The sequence below is a fragment of the Sulfurivirga sp. genome, from assembly GCF_015490265.1.
Lineage (GTDB): Bacteria > Pseudomonadota > Gammaproteobacteria > Thiomicrospirales > Thiomicrospiraceae > Sulfurivirga.
This window is the reverse complement of the sequence record NZ_WFYD01000036.1, coordinates 1-15,749: the sequence shown is the minus strand read 5'-3', so window position 1 is coordinate 15,749 and position 15,749 is coordinate 1. Positions and strand designations below refer to the sequence as shown.

The window sequence follows — 15,749 nt, the reverse complement described above, 5'->3', positions numbered from 1 at the left end:
GTCCTCCACCTCCTGCTTCAGCTGCAGGGCGGTTTCCATCTCTTCCAGCGCCTGGGCAGCCAGCTGGGCGCCTTCGCCATTCGCCTCTGCTGCTGTTTCGACGGGCGGCTCGTCCGTTTCGGCATCAACCGTTTCAACGGCGCTTTCGTCGGTCGTTCCGGCAGGCTCTTCAATACTTGCCGCCGTCTCCGCTTCAGGTTCGGGGGCCGGTTCCTCGGCTGCCTCGACCATGTCAGCCGGTTCTTCCGGCACGGCGTCGGTCAGACCTTCTTCCATGGCCGGCGGGATGGCGTCTTCCAGCATCTCCCCGGCGGGTTCGGGCGCAGCCGCCGGTTCGGGGGCCGGTTCTTCGGCGGATTCGGGTTCCGGTGCCGGTTCTGCTGCGGTCGGTGCCGTGTCCTCGGCGGGCTCGGCTTCTGCCGTTGCCTTGGCAGGTTCGGCCGGTGCCTGCAGCACATCAGCCGGGGAGATGTCCTGTTCATCGTCCAGTTCGTCGTCGGCCAGCTGCAGCATCTGTTCCAGGTCGTTCAGTTCGTCGGGCAGTTCCTGAGCCACCTCGTCTTCGGCCGGCTCACCGCCTTCGGAGTCTCCCTTTTCCAGCGCATCCAGCATGGCCAGCATCTCTTCGGTGGCCTGGGCGTCCTTTTGCGGGTCGATGGTTTCGCTCATGACGGTGCTCCTTGCAGGTCAGGTGACGGAGAACAAGCATTTACCATGCCAAATTCCGGTGGGACGGGGCTGAGAAAGGTCATCCACTGGCCGGTGCGCGGATGGGTAAAGCTCAGTTGCCAGGCATGCAGCATCAGCCGGGGGGCGCTGGCGGGGTTCGGATGGTAGAAGGGGTCGCCCAGCAGCGGATGGCCGAGGGCCTGCATGTGCACCCGCAGCTGGTGGCTGCGGCCGGTCTCCGGCATGAGACGCAGCAGGCTGCTGTCGGGCCGGCGTTCGAGCACTTCCCAGTGGGTACGGGCCGGACGCCCCTGTTCGGTGTCAACCTTCTGACGGGGACGGTTGGGCCAGTCGCAGCGCAGGGGCAGATCCACCGTGCCGCCGTCTTTGGCCGGCTGGCCGGCGCATTCGGCCAGGTAGAGCTTGTCCACCTGTCGCTGCTGAAACTGGCGCGCCAGGTGGGACAGGGCCCTCTTGTTGCGGGCGAAGACCATCACGCCGGAGGTGTCCATGTCGAGCCGGTGCACCACATGCACCTCGCCCAGCCACGCCTGCAGGCGGGTGGTCAGGCTGTCGGGTAGGGTGCGGCCGGGGACGGCCAGCAGCCCTGCGGGCTTGTCGGCGATAACCAGATCGCCGTCCAGATAGAGCACGCAGTTGTGCAACGGGTGTTCCATGGCGTCAATGTAGCAGGAGGCGGGGCCGGAACCAAGCGTGATGCGCCGTTGAACCGGGGCGGGGGCGGTGGTAGGATTGCCGGCCGTTCGTGAAGCGTTCAAGGTGTCAAGTCAATGAAAAACAAGGACAAATTTCGCGTTCTGTTCGTGTGCATGGGCAATATCTGCCGCTCGCCCACGGCCCATGCGGTGTTCCGCAGGCTGGTGGAGGAGGCGGGGCTGGAAGATGTGATCGAGATCGATTCGGCCGGCACGCACGCCTACCATGTGGGGGAGGCGCCGGACCCGCGCTCGCAGCAGACGGCGGCGCGTCGTGGCATCCGCATGCATGACCTGCGTGCCCGCAGGGTGGATCTGGGAGATTTCTACCACTACGACCTGATTCTGGCCATGGACGAGGACAACCTGGCCATTCTGGAGGAGATGAAGCCGGAGGACGCCACGGCGGAGGTGAAGCTGTTTCTGGCCGAATACGCGCCGGAGCATGGCCGGGTGGTGCCGGACCCCTACTATGGCGGACCGGAAGGCTTCGAGCGGGTGTTCGACATGGTGGAGGCGGCTTCTGTCCGGCTGCTGGAGGACATTCGCCAGCGGCTTGAGCGGGTCTGACCACGGGGTCTCCCCCATTTTTGCGGCGTGCCGCCCCGCCGCGCCGGCGACGCACCGGAAAATGCCCGCCATGGAGGCGGAAAAGGGGCATGACTGCCGGCAACACGGATAAGGTGCGGAAAGACGGGGTCTCCCCGGTTTCTGGCGGTGCCGCGCCAGCGTGCCGACGGCGGCGCGGAAAAGAGCCGCATCAGAATGCCATGGCGCTGACATTGGCTCACAGGGGGCCTGAATACGGGGTCTCCCCCATTTTTGCAGGGTGCCGTCGTGGTCGCCCGCGGCACGGCGGTTTTTTGCCGGCCTGAGGGCGGTTTTCTGTGTCAAAATGCGTCCGGATGAGCGACAAACCCTTCATTCACGTCTCGATTGCCCGCCAGCGCCTGCAGTTGCGCGAGGGGCGGCGCGTGCTGTGCGAGTATCCGGTGAGCACGGCGCGGGCGGGGGTGAACTGTCGCGAGAACAGCGGCGGCACGCCCGTCGGGCGTCTGAGGGTGATGGCCCGCATCGGGGCGGGGGCGCCGCTGCATGCCGTGTTCGTGGGGCGGCGGCCGACCGGGGAGATCTGGACGCCGGCGCTGTCGCAGGCGGCGCCGCAGCGGGACTGGATTCTGGGGCGCATCCTGTGGCTGGGCGGGATGGACTGGGGACGCAACCGGGGCGGCGGGGTGGATACCCTGCGCCGCTACATCTACATTCATGGCACGCCGCCTGCGGAGCCGCTGGGCGTGCCCGCCTCCCACGGCTGCATCCGCATGGCCTGCGAGGATGTGGCGGCGCTGTTTGACCGGGTGCCGGTGGGCACTGCGGTGAGGATCGTGCCGTGAGCCGCCTGCTGCGTTTCGCCGTCCATCTGCTGTTCACTCTGTGGGCGGTGGGGTCGCTGGTGTTTCTGGCGCTGCATCTGATTCCGGGCGATCTGGTCTCGGTGATGCTGGGTGAGGGGGCCACGGCGGCGGACCGGGCGGCGCTGCGGGCGCAGCTGGGGCTGGATCTCCCCCTGTGGCAGCAGTATGTGAACTACTTTTCCGGCCTGCTCCATGGGGATCTGGGACAGTCGCTGCTGCTCAAGCGCCCGGTGGCGGAGCTGATTCTGGAGCGTTTTCCCTACACGCTGGAGCTGGCGCTGCTGGCGCTGGCGCTGGCGGTGCTGATCAGCCTGCCGCTGGGCGTCGCGGCGGCGGTGCATGCCGGGCGCTGGATCGATCAGCTGGCCATGGGGGTGTCGCTGCTGGGGGTGGCGGTGCCCAATTTCTGGCTGGGGCCGATGCTGATTCTGCTGTTTTCCCTGTGGCTGGGGTGGCTGCCGGTCAGCGGGGCGGACCAGCCGTGGGCGTGGGTGCTGCCTGCGGTGACGCTGGGCACGGCGCTGGCGGCCATTCTCACCCGCATGGTGCGCGCCAGTCTGCTGGAGGTGCTGCATGAGGATTTCCTGCGCACGGCGGCGGCCAAAGGGCTGGGGCGGCAGCGACAGCTGTGGCGCCACGCCCTGCCCAATGCCCTGCTGCCGGTGGTGACGGTGCTGGGGCTGCAGCTGGGCACGCTGCTGGGCGGCGCGGTGATCACGGAGGTGGTGTTCGACTGGCCCGGTCTCGGGCAGCTGCTGATCGAGTCCATCCAGCGGCGCGACTATCCGGTGGTGCAGGGGGTGATGCTGGTGGTCACCGCCGCCTATGTGATCGTCAATGGCCTGACCGACCTGCTCTACGGCTGGCTGGATCCGAGGGTGAGGCTGACATGAGGCTCTGGCTGGGCATTCTGCTGGCGTGGTCGCTGATGGCGCTGGCGGGCGTCTGGCTGGGCGAGGCGGACACGGGCGTGCATCTGGAGCGGATGCTGGCCGGGCCTTCGCCCGACGGCTGGCTGGGCTTTGACGAGCTGGGGCGGGATGTGGCGCTGCGTCTGCTGGCCGGGGCGCACAATTCCTTTCAGGTGGCGGTGAGTGTGGTGGCGCTGTCCGCCGCCATCGGCACTGCGGTGGGACTGGTCAGCGGCTATTTCGGCGGCTGGGTGGATCGGCTCATCTCCGGGGTGATCGACATCTTTCTGGCCTTTCCGGGGCTGCTGCTGGCCATCGGCATGGCGGCGGTGCTGGGGCCGGGGCTGGAGAATGTGGTCATCGCGCTGGTGACGGTGGGCTGGGTGAGCTACGCGCGGCTGGCGCGGGCGCAGGCGCTCAGCCTGCGGCGGCGCGAGCACGTGCTGGCGGCCCGGGCGCTGGGCGCCGGCACGGGGCGCATTCTACTGCGGCACCTGCTGCCGCTGATGCTGGCGCCGCTGGGCGTGGAGATGTCCTTCGGCGTGGCCGGCGCGGTCATCAGCGAGGCGGGGCTGTCCTTTCTGGGGCTGGGCGTGCAGCCGCCGGAGGCCTCCTGGGGCAGCATGATCCGCGAGGGCACCCGCTACATGCTGGTGGCGCCCCATCTGGTGCTGGCGCCGGGGCTGGCGCTGGTGCTGGTGGTGCTGGCGGCCAACCGGCTGGGGGATGCCTGGCGTGACCGACTGGACGTGAAACAGAGCGAGGTGCACCCATGAGCGTGCGGGCCATGCCTTTGGGACAGGTGATGGTGGATCTGGCCGGCACGGCGCTGACGCCGGAGGAGCGGGAGCGGCTGCTCCACCCGCAGGTGGCCGGCGTGGTGCTGTTCAGCCGCAATTTCGAATCCCGTGAGCAGCTGGCGAGCCTGTGCCGGCAGATTCACGCCCTGCGCGAGCCGCGCCTGCTGATCGCGGTGGATCACGAGGGCGGGCGGGTGCAGCGCTTCCGCCAGCCGGATTTCGTCCACCTGCCGCCCATGGCGAGACTGGGTGCGCTGCACGCGCTCAATCCGATGCAGGCGGACGAGGCGGCTCGCCGGCTGGGCTGGCTCATGGCCGCCGAGCTGCTGGCGGTGGGGGTGGATTTCAGCTTCGCGCCGGTGGTGGACGTGGATCATGGCCGCAGCGAGGTGATCGGCGACCGAAGCTTTCACGGCGATCCAAACACGGTGGCGCGGCTGGCGGAAAACTTTCTCGCCGGCATGCATGCAGCCGGCATGGCTGGAGTGGCCAAGCACTTTCCCGGCCATGGCTGGGCCCGGGCGGACACCCATCTGGCGGTGGCGGAAGACCCGCGCCCGCCGGCGGCGCTGGAGGCGGACATGGTGCCGTTCGAGGCGCTCATCCGCCACCATGTGGAGGGCATCATGCCCGCCCATGTGGTCTATCCTAAGGTGGATCGCCTGCCGGCGGGTTTCTCCCGCGTGTGGCTGCAGGAGATTCTGCGCGGGCGGCTGGGCTATGAGGGGGTGATCATCAGTGATGACCTCAACATGGCGGCGGCGGCGGCGCTGGGCGACCTGCATCGCCGGGCCGAGCTGGCGCTGGAGGCGGGCTGCGACCTGCTGCTGGCGCTCAATGATCCGGAGGGTGCGGCGCGGCTGCTGCAGCGGCTCGACCGGCCGGTATCGCCGGTGAGCCATGCGCGCATGATTGCGCTGCACGGGCATCCGCGCTTCCGCACGGACCGACTGCACCGCCTGCCCGAGTGGCGGCAGGCCTGTGACTGGGTGGAGAAACTGGCATGAATGACTTTCTCGCGTTTCTGCAGCACTACTGGCCGCAGGGCTTTGAGGGTGCCAACGCGCTCATCGGCCTGTTCGGCGGCCATGTGTGGCTGCTGGTGATCACTTCCGTATCCGTTGGGGCGCTGCTGGCCGACAGCATCGCCCGCTTTCTGCTGCATCGGGTCATCCGGCGCTGGTCGGTGCGCCACCCGTGGCTGAACGCCTTCGTGGAGGCGCTGCCGCTGCCCCTGTCGCTGGCCATCTGGCTGCATGCGCTGGTGGTGATCGTGGTGGTGCTGAGCACCGAGTTTCAGGTGGGCACGGGCTGGCTGGATCGGGTCTATCAGCTGCGTGAGGCGCTGCTGACGCTGATCCTGGCCTGGTATGTGATCCGCGTGGTGGGGCGGCTGGAGGTGCACCTCAAGCAGGTGGCCGACACGGATCCGCGCTTCGACCGTTCGCTGGTGGCGGCGCTCGGCAAGGTGATCCGCCTGACGGCGGTGGTCATCGCCGGGCTGATTGCCCTGTCGGCCTTCGGTGTCAATGTCACCGGCCTGCTGGCCTTCGGCGGCGCCGGAGGTCTGATCGTCGGTCTGGCCGCCAAGGACATGGTCAGCAACCTGTTCGGCGGCCTGTCCATCTATCTGGACCGGCCCTTCGCCGAAGGGGACTGGATCCGCTCGCCCGACAAGGACATTGAGGGCGTGGTGGAGCATATCGGTTGGCGGCGCACCATCATCCGCCGTTTCAACAAGAACCCGCTGTATGTCCCCAACGGCATCTTCACCACCATCGTGGTGGAAAACCCCAGCCGCATGAGCCACCGGCGCATCTACGAGATGTTCGGCGTGCGCTATCTGGATCTGGAGAAGGTGCCCCAGATCACCGAACAGATCCGCGCCATGCTGCGACAGGATCCGGACATCGACCAGAGCCAGACCATCATCGTCAACTTCAACCGCTTCGCCGACTCGTCGCTGGAGTGTTTCATCTACTGTTTCACCCGTACCACGGTGTGGACGGAATATCATCAGGTGAAGGAGCGCATCCTCATGCGTATCGCCGAGATCGTGCACGCCCATGGTGCCGACATGGCCTTCCCGAGCCAGAGCGTCTATTTCGAGACGCCTCTTGAGCTGAAGCAGCCTGCCGAACAGGCATGAAGAACGACGAGGCGCTGCAGGAGTTTCTCATCCATCTGCGCCTGCAGCGGCAGCTGTCTGCCCACACGGTGCAGGCCTACCGGCGCGACCTGACCCATTTCTTTTCCGTAGTGCGCCGCCCGTTCGACCGGGTGGATGACGGCGCGGTGGAGGCCTACCTCACCGCGCTGGAGACACAGGGAGCCAAGGCTTCCACCCGGGCGCGGCGCACCTCGGCCCTGCGTCAGTTCTACCGTTTCTGCGTGCGGCAGGGGTGGTGCGAGCGGGATCCCACCGCGCTGCTGCGGCAGAGCCGCCGCGTGCGCGACCTGCCCCGTGTGCCGGAGGAACATCAGGTGGAGGCGCTGCTTGAGGCGCCGGAGACGAACACGCCGCTGGGGCTGCGCGACAGGGCCATTCTGGAGACGCTCTACGCCACGGGACTGCGGGTGTCCGAGCTGGCGGCCCTGCGCATCGACGAGGTGAACTTCAACTTGGGTGTGGTGAAGGTGGTTTCCGGCAAAGGGGACAAGGACCGGCTGGCGCCGCTGGGGGAGGTGGCGCTCAAGTGGCTGCAGCGCTACCTGGCCGACAGCCGCCCCGTGCTGCTGGGCGCGCGTCAGTGCGACACGCTGTTCGTCTCGCGGCAGGGGCGGCCCATGACCCGCCAGACCATCTGGCACCGCATCAAACTGTGGGCCGGGAAGGCGGGCATTGAGAAGGTCTCGCCCCACAAGCTGCGCCATGCCTTCGCCACCCATCTGCTCAACCATGGGGCGGACCTGCGAGTGGTGCAGAGCCTGCTGGGGCACGCCAACCTGTCCACTACGGAGATCTACACCCATGTGGCCGACGCACGGCTGCGCCAGCTGCACCGGCAGCACCACCCCCGCGGCGGTTAGAATGAGCGGCTTCACTCACAGGAGATATGGCATGAAACGATGGATGCTGGCCGGCGCGCTGACGGTGCTGGCGACAGGCGCGCTGGCGGATGCCGCCGCCGATCTGCAGAAGAAGTTGGCCGAACGGCTCGGTCCCACCGCCCAGGTGGAAGTGGAGAAGACGCCCATCAAGGGACTGCTGCAGGTGATCGCCGACGGACAGGTGTTCTACATGACCGAAGACGGGCGCTACCTGTTCAAGGGGCAGCTGCTTGATCTCAAGACCCGGCAGGACCTGAGCGAGCCGGCGCTGCGCAAGGCGCGCATCAGGCTGCTGCGCAGTCTGCCGGCCGACCTGACCATCACCTACCCGGCCAAAGGGAAGCAGAAGCGGGAAATCTGGGTGTTCGACGATCTGGACTGTCCCTACTGCCGCAAACTGCACAAGGTGTTTCCCCGGCTGCAGGCGGCGGGCGTGACCATCCATGTGCTGTTCTTTCCCCGCAACGGGCTGGGTTCTCCCAGCTACTACGGCGCCATCAGGGTGTGGTGCAGCAAGGATCGCAGGAAGGCCTTCGACGAGGCGATGGACACCGGACAGGCGCCGACGGACGGTCAGGTGTGCCGCCATCCCATCAACCGGCATCTGGCGCTGGCGCAGAAGCTCAACGTGACCGGCACGCCCTACATGTTCCTCGACGACGGTGAAGTGATTCCCGGCTTCGTGCCGCCGAAGAAGCTGATCGAGTTTCTCACAGCCGGGCGCTGAGCCGCCCGCGGCAGCCTCTCAGCTGCTGCCGTGGAGGATGATCACTGTCGCCAGCCCCAGCAGGGAGAAGAAGCCCATGGTGTCGGTGACGGTGGTCAGCATCAGGCCGGAGGCCAGCGCCGGGTCGATGCGGAAGCGCTCCAGAATGATGGGGATCAGCGCCCCGGCGATGGCGCCCACGGTCAGGTTTATCAGAATGGCCGCGCCGAAGACGATACCGAGGGTCAGGTCACCGAACCACCACCAGGCGAAACCGCCGGTGAGCACCGCCCACAGCAGCCCGTTGAGAAAGCCGACGGTGACCTCCTTCATCACCAGCGAGCGCATGTTGGAACTGGTCAGCGTGCCGGTGGCCATGGCGCGGATGATGATGGTGGCCGTCTGGGTGCCGCCGATGCCGCCCATGCTGGCCACGATCGGCATCATCAGCGCCAGGGCGACGATCTTGTCCAGCGTGTCCTCGAACAGGCTGGCCACCCAAGCGGCGAACACGGCGGTGAGCAGGTTGACGCCCAGCCAGAAGGCGCGGCGGCGGGCGGACACCAGCGGCGGCGCGAAGATGTCCTCATCCTCGTCCAGGCCGGCCTGCGCCATCTGGCGGTGCTCGGCCTCTTCGCGGATGATGTCGACCACATCGTCAATGGTGATGCGACCGAGAATGCGGTTGTCGCTGTCCACTACCGCCACGTCGATCCAGTCGTTCTGCTCGAACAGGCGCGCCACTTCCCTGACCGGCGTGAGCACGTGCACCGCCGGCTTGCTGGCGTCCAGCAGCGCTTCGATCAGGGTGTCTTCCTCGTGGGTGAGCAGGTCGGTCAGGCGCACCACGCCCAGATAGTGATTCTCACGGTCGCGCACGATGAGGTCGTTGAGGTGGTCCGGCAGCTCGCCCAGCTGGCGCAGGTAGCGCAGCACCGTCTCCACGGTGACGTCCGCGCGCACCGAGATGACGTCGGTGTTCATCAGCCCGCCGGCGGTGTCCTCCGGATAGGCCATGGCCTTCTCCACCTCGACGCGCTCTTCTTCCTCCAGCGCGTCCAGCAGGGCGGACTTGTCCTGTTCCGGCAGGGACTGGGCCAGATCCACCAGGTCGTCCGTCTCCAGCTCGTCGGCGATGTCCTGAATTTCCTGGCTGTCGAGCGTCTCGAACAGCTGGGTGCGCACCTCGTCGTTCAGGTGGGCGAGCACCTCGCCATGGTATTCGGACGGCACATGGGCCCAGATGATGTGACGCAGATCCGGCGGGGTGGTCTCGAGCATTTCGGCCACCTGTTCGGGCACCAGCTCGCGCAGCAGCGTTTCAAGACGCTGAATATCCCCCTCCCGCGCCGCCTGCAGGATGTCTTCAATCAGCTGTTCGGTCTGCTGCGTATTCAGCGCCGTATCGGTCATGCATCGCTCCCTTCTGAATGCGTGGATATTCTAGTGGCCCCGGCGGGCAAGAATTCAAATAGTTGGGGCGGAAAGCTCGAATTCAAGTCCTATTCCCGTCGGTGCTGCGGCGGGGTTGCGGTATCATATTGCAAATTTGTCCGGAGGCAGACATGACGCTCAGATACTCGCGCATTTTGCTCAAGCTCAGCGGCGAGGCGCTGCAGGGGCCGGAGGCGTTCGGGCTGCACGCGCCCACGCTGGCGGGTGTGGCGCGTGAGATCGTCCGTGTGCGCCAGCTCGGCGTGGAAGTGGGGCTGGTGGTCGGCGGCGGCAATATTTTCCGGGGCGCGCAGATCGACAACGCCCAGATCGATCGGGTGACCAAGGATCAGATGGGCATGATGGCCACGGTCATCAATGGCCTGGCGCTGCGGGACGTGCTCATGGCCCATGGGGCACCGGCGGTGCTGATGTCCGCCATTCCCATGCAGGAGGCCGCCCGGCCCGTGGATGTGATGGCCGCGCGGGAGGCACTGGCGGCCGGGCAGGTGGTCATCTTCGCCGGCGGCACGGGCAACCCCTTCGTCACCACGGACACGGCCGCCACCCTGCGCGGGGTGGAGATCAATGCCGACGCCGTGCTCAAGGCCACCAAGGTGGACGGCATCTACAGCGACGATCCGGTGCGCAACCCCGCTGCCATGCGCTACGAGCGCCTCACCTACGAGGAGGTGATCGCCAGAGATCTCAAGGTGATGGATCTGGCCGCCTTCGCCATGAGCCGGGAGCAGCGCATGCCCATCGTGGTGTTCGACATGTTCAGGGAAGGCGCACTGGAGCGCATCGTGCGCGGAGAAAACGAAGGAACGCTGGTAACAGGAGAGGACGCATGATCAAGGACATTCTCAAGGACGCCGAAGCGCGCATGCAGAAGAGCATCGAGAGTCTGGAGAGCCAGTTCTCCAAGATTCGCACCGGCCGGGCGCACCCGAGCATTCTCGACACCATCAAGGTGGAGTACTACGGCTCCGAGGTGCCGGTCAGCCAGGTGGCCAACATCACCGTGGAAGATGCCCGCACCCTGGTGGTGCAGCCGTGGGAGCAGCAGATGGTGCCGGTGATCGAAAAGGCGGTCATGACCTCCGATCTGGGCGTCACGCCGGTGACCGTGGGCAATGTGATGCGCATTCCCATGCCGCCGCTGACCGAGGAGCGCCGTCGCGAGCTGACCAAGATCGCCCGCGCCGAGGCGGAGAACGCCCGTGTGGCCATCCGCAACATCCGCCGTGACGCCAATGGCGACATCAAGGATCTGCTCAAGGAAAAGGAAATCAGCGAGGACGAGGCGCGCCGCGCCGAGGAGCAGGTGCAGAAGCTGACCGACCAGTACATCGAAAAGGTCGATGCCCTGCTGAAGGAAAAGGAAGCCGCGCTGCTGGAAGTGTGACCGGGTGAGCACAGAGGTCTCCGTGCCGCGCCATGTGGCCATCATCATGGATGGCAATGGGCGCTGGGCGAAAAAGCGCATGCTGCCGCGCTTTGTCGGCCACCGCAAGGGGGCCGGCGCGGTGCGGGAGGTGGTGCGCGAAAGCGCCCGGCGTGGCATCGAGGTGCTCACGCTGTTCGCCTTCAGCACGGAAAACTGGCAGCGCCCCCCCGAGGAGGTCTCGGCGCTGATGCAGCTCTTTCTGGACGCGCTGCGCCGTGAGCGGGACACCCTGCACGAGAACAATATCCGTCTGCGGGTCATCGGCGACCGCAGCCGTTTTGCCGCAGAGATTCAGGCGGCCATCGACGAGGCGGAACGGCTGACGGCCAACAACAGCGGTATGGTGCTCAACGTGGCCGCCAACTATGGCGGGCGGTGGGACATCCTGCAGGCGGTGCGCCGCTTCTGCGCCGAGGGCGGCACGCTGGACAGCCTCGACGAAGCGGCGCTGGCAGGTCATCTCTCCACCGCAGGTCTGCCGGAGCCGGATCTGATGATCCGCACGGGCGGCGAGCACCGCATCAGCAACTTTCTCATCTGGCAGCTGGCCTACACCGAACTCTACTTCACCGATGTCCTGTGGCCGGATTTCGACGCCGTGGCCTATGGCGAGGCGCTGGCCGATTACGCTCGACGCCAGCGCCGCTTCGGGCGTGTGGAGGCGGACGATGCTTAGGCAGCGGGTCATCACTGCCATGGTACTGGTCGTCGGCGTACTGGCGCTGCTGTTTTTCGGCAACACGACACTGTGGCGCTACGCGCTGGCGCTGGTGAGCGGGCTTGCCGCATGGGAGTGGGCACGCCTGAGCGGCCTGACGCAACCTCTGCACAGCTGGGGCTATGCGCTGGCGGTGGCGCTGTTCGTCTGGTGGGGGCTGGTGGTGGATGTGCAGGCGCAGCTGCCGCTGTGGCTGGTGCTGGTGTGGGGGGGCGTGGTGCCTTTCGTGCTCTATCACTTCGCCCGCACCGAAGGAGCCTGGCGGCTGGGGCGGGCGCCGCTGCTGATGCTGGGACTGGTGGTGCTGTTTCCCTTTGCCTGGGCGCTGTTCCATCTGCTGGTGCGTTTCGGGCCGGGGGTGACCCTGTGGCTGATGGCACTGGTGTGGCTGGCGGACAGTGGCGCCTACTTTTCCGGTCGTGCCTTCGGTCGCCACAAGCTGGCGCCGCGCATCAGCCCGGGCAAGACCTGGGAGGGTGTGGCCGGCGGGGCGCTGCTTGCGCTGGCGGGCGCCTATGGCGGCGTGCTGCTGCTTGAGCAGCATGGTGTGGAAGCGGCGCTGCCGGTGGCCCTGTGGCTGGGGATGGTGGCAGCCTTTTCCGTGGTGGGCGATCTGTTCGAAAGCGCTCTCAAACGCTGGCGGGGCGTCAAGGACAGCAGTCAGCTGCTGCCCGGCCATGGCGGCGTTCTTGACCGCATTGACAGCCTGCTGTTTGCACTGCCGCTGATGTGGCTGGCACTCACCTGGAGGCCGCTGGCATGAGTTTTCTGACCAGCCTGCTCGGCTTCGCCATCATGCTGGGCGTGCTGGTGTTCGTGCACGAATGGGGGCATTTCATCACGGCACGGCTGCTGGGCATCAAGGTGCTGCGCTTTTCCATCGGTTTCGGTCCGGTGGTGTGGCGGCGGCAGTGGGGGGAAACAGAGTGGGCGCTGAGCGCTCTGCCTCTGGGTGGCTACGTCAAGATGCTGGACGAGCGGGAGGGGCCGGTGCCGGTGCGCGAGCAGCACCGGGCCTTCAACCGGCAGCCACCCTGGAAGCGCATGCTGGTGGTGGCGGCGGGTCCCATGATCAATCTGCTGTTTGCCTGGCTCGTGTTCGCTTTCGTCTATTGGGCCGGCTTCGATACCCTCCGTCCGGTGGTGCAGAAGCAGGATGAGCAGTCGTTGCGCATCATCACCCGGGTAAGCGATACACCTGTGTGGAGCTGGGGGGATGTCAGTCGGGAGGTCATGGATGAAAAATTGTCCGATCGGACGCAGGTCATCTTTGCCGGCGAGGTATGGCCGGTGCAGGAACCGCTGGACTGGGCGCTGCCGCTGATTGATCTGGGTCTGGATGAAGCGGATCCTCTGCCAAGCTGGCTGCAGCGTCATGGATTCCAGCCGGCCATGCCGCCCCTGCTGCCCCGCATCGGCGTGGTGAAGTCGGGCACGCCGGCCGCCCGGACGGGGTTGCAGCCCGGTGATCTGGTGGTGGCGGTCAATGGCGAGCCGGTGGACAGCTGGCAGACACTGGTGCAGATGATCAGCCGACATCCGGGAGAACAGGTGGTGCTGACCGTGCGTCGCAACGGTATCGAACAGGCAGTGCCGGTGAGGCTGGATGCCCGCACGGTCAAAGGCGTGCGCAAGGGGTTTCTCGGCGTGGGGCCGGACATGACCCAGGGCGTGCCGCCGGCTTTCGTGGCCCATGTATCGCTGCCGGCTGGTCAGGCGCTGGTGGCGGGGTTCGAGCGGGGCTGGCAGCTGCTGGAAATGACGGTGGAGATGATCGGGCGCATGCTGACCGGGCAGGCCGGTTTGCAGAATCTTTCCGGGCCCGTTAGTATTGCCCAGTTTTCCGGGCAGGCGCTGCAGCAGGGGTGGGTGAACTTCCTGCTGTTGATGGGGCTGCTCAGTCTGAGTCTCGGTGTGCTGAATCTGCTGCCGGTTCCGATTCTGGATGGTGGCCATCTGCTGTTTGATCTGATCGAGTGGGTGCGGGGGCGACCGTTGCCCGAATCCGTCCTGCTGGCCGGTCAGAAGGTGGGCATGGTGCTCATACTGATGCTGACCCTGCTGGCGCTGACCAATGACATGGTGCGACTTTTCAATGAATAGAGTTTTGCTCAGAACGGCATTAGCCATTTCTCTGTTGCTGGCCACCCTGGCCGCACAGGCCGGTTTTGCGCCCTTCAAGGTCTCCGACATCGAGGTGCATGGTAACGCGCGCATCGGCACTGAGACGGTGCTCAACTATGTCCCCCTTTCCAAAGGACAGATGGTGGATGCCGCCGCGGCGCGGCAGATCCTCAAGTCCCTCTATGCCACAGGGTTTTTCAAGACCGCCGCGCTGTTCCGGGAAGGCAACAGGCTGATCATCAAGGTGGTGGAGCGTCCGACCATTGCGGAGATCAGTGCCGAAGGCAATGAACTGATCAAATCCGAAGACCTGCTCAAGGGACTGGAGACCGCTGGCATCGCCAAGGGCAGGGTGTATGACGAAACCAGGATGGCGCGGGTCGCACAGGAACTTCGGCAGCGCTATCAGAACATGGGCTATTACGGCGCCACGGTGGATCTGAATGTGACTCCTCTGCCGCGCAACCGGGTCAAGGTGGTCATTCAGGTGCATGAGGGCAAGCCGGCGACCATCGGGCGGATCGCTTTTGTAGGCAACCGGGCCTACGCGGACTTTCAGCTGCGCCGACTCATGCAGCTGGCAGAGGGTGAGCAGTATGCCAAGGAGCAGCTGCAGGGCGATCTGGACCGCATTCGTGACTACTACATGAACCGGGGCTTTGCCGAGTTCCGCATCCGCTCCACCCAGGTACGCCTGTCGCCGGACCGTCAGAAGGTCTATCTGACCATCAACCTGACCGAAGGGCCGGTCTATCACATCGGCAAGGTCAGCCTGGAAGGCGATCTCAAGCTGCCGCGCAAGCAGCTGGAATCCCTGCTGCTGGTCAAGCCGGGGCAGCGCTTCTCCCGCCAGAACATCGTTGACAGCATGAACGCGCTGCTGGACCGCTACAGTGAGAACGCCTACGCCAATGCGGAGGTGGTGCCGGAGCCACGGCTGGATCACGGGCGGCGCATTGCCGATGTGGTGTTCCACATCGCACCGCACCAGCGCGTTTATGTGCGCCGCATCGTCATCGAGGGCAACACGCGTACGCGTGATCACGTCATCCGCCGCGAGCTGCGCCAGATGGAGGCGGCGCCCTATTCACTCGAGTATGTGCGGCTCTCCAAAAAGCGTCTGCAGAAGCTGGGCTTCTTCAAGATGGTGGACATCCAGCCGAAGCCGGTGGCGCCGGATCTGGTGGATCTGCATGTCAAGGTGGAGGAACAGCCCACCGGTTCCCTGACGGCGGCCATCGGTTACTCACAGCTCTACGGGGTGACCCTGTCTCTGGGTATCAGCGAGCGCAACGCGCTGGGCAGCGGTAACACGGTCAGTCTGAAGCTGGATACCAGCGGCTACAACAAGACGGCGGATCTGACGCTGGTGAACCCCTATTTCACACCCAACGGAGTCAGTCTGGGGGCGGGGCTGTTCTGGAGCGAGATCGACGCCTCCCAGCTGACCATCGGCAACTACTCCATGAACACCCTGGGGGGACAGCTGTTCAGCACCATTCCCCTCAATGAAGATGACAGCTTCACCTATGGCTTCAAGCTGTCAAAGGACACGCTGGTGTGCGGCAGCAGCTTTACGACCTGCAATACCTTCGCTGACCGCTTCGGCAAGGACTACCTGTTCCCCATCTTCAATGCGGGCTGGAATCACAATTCCACCAACGCCTTCTACTTCCCCACCGAGGGCAGCCGGGTCAGTGTTGGTCTGAATGTGGCGCCACCGGTGGGCAATGACTTCGGCTATGCCAAGCTGTC

16 protein-coding genes and 1 pseudogene are annotated in these 15,749 nt (G+C 65.8%); 14 read left to right on the top strand and 3 right to left on the bottom strand.

The genetic code is table 11. The features are described 5' to 3' along the window. Both F8K16_RS02800 and F8K16_RS02795 read right to left on the bottom strand, forming a co-directional pair. Positions 1-669 (bottom strand): annotated as a pseudogene (locus F8K16_RS02800) (hypothetical protein); the annotation flags it as partial. Then, the gene (locus F8K16_RS02795; protein WP_367122696.1) at positions 666-1,448 is read right to left on the bottom strand and encodes an RluA family pseudouridine synthase; all 783 of its coding nucleotides are present in this window, start codon (positions 1,446-1,448) and stop codon (positions 666-668) included. The gene F8K16_RS02795 and the pseudogene F8K16_RS02800, both read right to left, overlap by 4 nt. A 12-nt stretch (positions 1,449-1,460) precedes the next feature. On the opposite strand from F8K16_RS02795, the gene F8K16_RS02790 reads away from it, so the two are divergent. From F8K16_RS02790 to F8K16_RS02755, 8 genes are all read left to right on the top strand, one after another. Continuing rightward, positions 1,461-1,955 carry a low molecular weight protein-tyrosine-phosphatase gene (locus tag F8K16_RS02790; RefSeq protein WP_294946642.1) on the top strand — a complete coding sequence of 165 codons (495 nt, stop codon included), beginning with the start codon at positions 1,461-1,463 and terminating at the stop codon, positions 1,953-1,955. A 335-nt stretch (positions 1,956-2,290) separates the two neighbouring features. Then, positions 2,291-2,779: a L,D-transpeptidase gene (locus tag F8K16_RS02785; RefSeq protein ID WP_294946639.1), complete on the top strand. Its 489-nt coding sequence runs from the start codon at positions 2,291-2,293 to the stop codon at positions 2,777-2,779. Beyond that, positions 2,776-3,693, top strand: a complete 918-nt coding sequence (locus tag F8K16_RS02780) for an ABC transporter permease (RefSeq protein ID WP_294946637.1) — start codon at positions 2,776-2,778, stop codon at positions 3,691-3,693. The genes F8K16_RS02785 and F8K16_RS02780 overlap by 4 nt, the downstream gene beginning before the upstream one ends. After that, entirely contained in the window at positions 3,690-4,487 is a 798-nt protein-coding gene (locus F8K16_RS02775) for an ABC transporter permease (RefSeq protein ID WP_294946634.1), read from the top strand. Before F8K16_RS02780 ends, F8K16_RS02775 begins: the two co-directional genes overlap by 4 nt. Then, a complete protein-coding gene (nagZ, locus tag F8K16_RS02770) occupies positions 4,484-5,518 on the top strand; it encodes a beta-N-acetylhexosaminidase (protein WP_294946630.1) in 1,035 nt (344 codons plus the stop codon). Before F8K16_RS02775 ends, nagZ begins: the two co-directional genes overlap by 4 nt. Then, positions 5,515-6,660, top strand: coding sequence for a mechanosensitive ion channel family protein (locus tag F8K16_RS02765; protein WP_294946625.1), 1,146 nt, complete (start codon positions 5,515-5,517; stop codon positions 6,658-6,660). The genes nagZ and F8K16_RS02765 overlap by 4 nt, the downstream gene beginning before the upstream one ends. Beyond that, entirely contained in the window at positions 6,657-7,541 is an 885-nt protein-coding gene (gene xerD, locus F8K16_RS02760) for a site-specific tyrosine recombinase XerD (protein WP_294946622.1), read from the top strand. Before F8K16_RS02765 ends, xerD begins: the two co-directional genes overlap by 4 nt. A gap of 31 nt (positions 7,542-7,572) precedes the next feature. Then, on the top strand, positions 7,573-8,289 hold the full coding sequence (locus tag F8K16_RS02755) for a DsbC family protein (RefSeq protein WP_294946619.1): 717 nt from the start codon (positions 7,573-7,575) through the stop codon (positions 8,287-8,289). Between the two features lie 18 nt (positions 8,290-8,307). On the opposite strand, the gene mgtE is transcribed toward F8K16_RS02755, so the two are convergent. Further along, a complete protein-coding gene (gene mgtE, locus F8K16_RS02750) occupies positions 8,308-9,681 on the bottom strand; it encodes a magnesium transporter (protein WP_294946616.1) in 1,374 nt (457 codons plus the stop codon). A gap of 152 nt (positions 9,682-9,833) precedes the next feature. On the opposite strand from mgtE, the gene pyrH reads away from it, so the two are divergent. The 6 genes from pyrH to bamA all read left to right on the top strand — a co-directional run. Continuing rightward, the gene (gene pyrH, locus F8K16_RS02745; protein WP_294946612.1) at positions 9,834-10,556 is read left to right on the top strand and encodes a UMP kinase; all 723 of its coding nucleotides are present in this window, start codon (positions 9,834-9,836) and stop codon (positions 10,554-10,556) included. Continuing rightward, positions 10,553-11,110, top strand: a complete 558-nt coding sequence (frr, locus tag F8K16_RS02740) for a ribosome recycling factor (protein WP_294946610.1) — start codon at positions 10,553-10,555, stop codon at positions 11,108-11,110. The genes pyrH and frr overlap by 4 nt, the downstream gene beginning before the upstream one ends. Before the next feature lie 4 nt (positions 11,111-11,114). Continuing rightward, positions 11,115-11,828 carry an isoprenyl transferase gene (locus tag F8K16_RS02735; RefSeq protein WP_294946608.1) on the top strand — a complete coding sequence of 238 codons (714 nt, stop codon included), beginning with the start codon at positions 11,115-11,117 and terminating at the stop codon, positions 11,826-11,828. Beyond that, positions 11,821-12,633, top strand: a complete 813-nt coding sequence (locus F8K16_RS02730) for a phosphatidate cytidylyltransferase (RefSeq protein ID WP_294946605.1) — start codon at positions 11,821-11,823, stop codon at positions 12,631-12,633. The genes F8K16_RS02735 and F8K16_RS02730 overlap by 8 nt, the downstream gene beginning before the upstream one ends. Next, positions 12,630-13,973, top strand: a complete 1,344-nt coding sequence (rseP, locus tag F8K16_RS02725; protein WP_294946602.1) for an RIP metalloprotease RseP — start codon at positions 12,630-12,632, stop codon at positions 13,971-13,973. The genes F8K16_RS02730 and rseP overlap by 4 nt, the downstream gene beginning before the upstream one ends. Beyond that, positions 13,966-15,749: outer membrane protein assembly factor BamA (gene bamA, locus F8K16_RS02720; protein WP_294946599.1), on the top strand; the 1,784-nt coding region annotated here is incomplete at its 3' end. The genes rseP and bamA, both read left to right, overlap by 8 nt.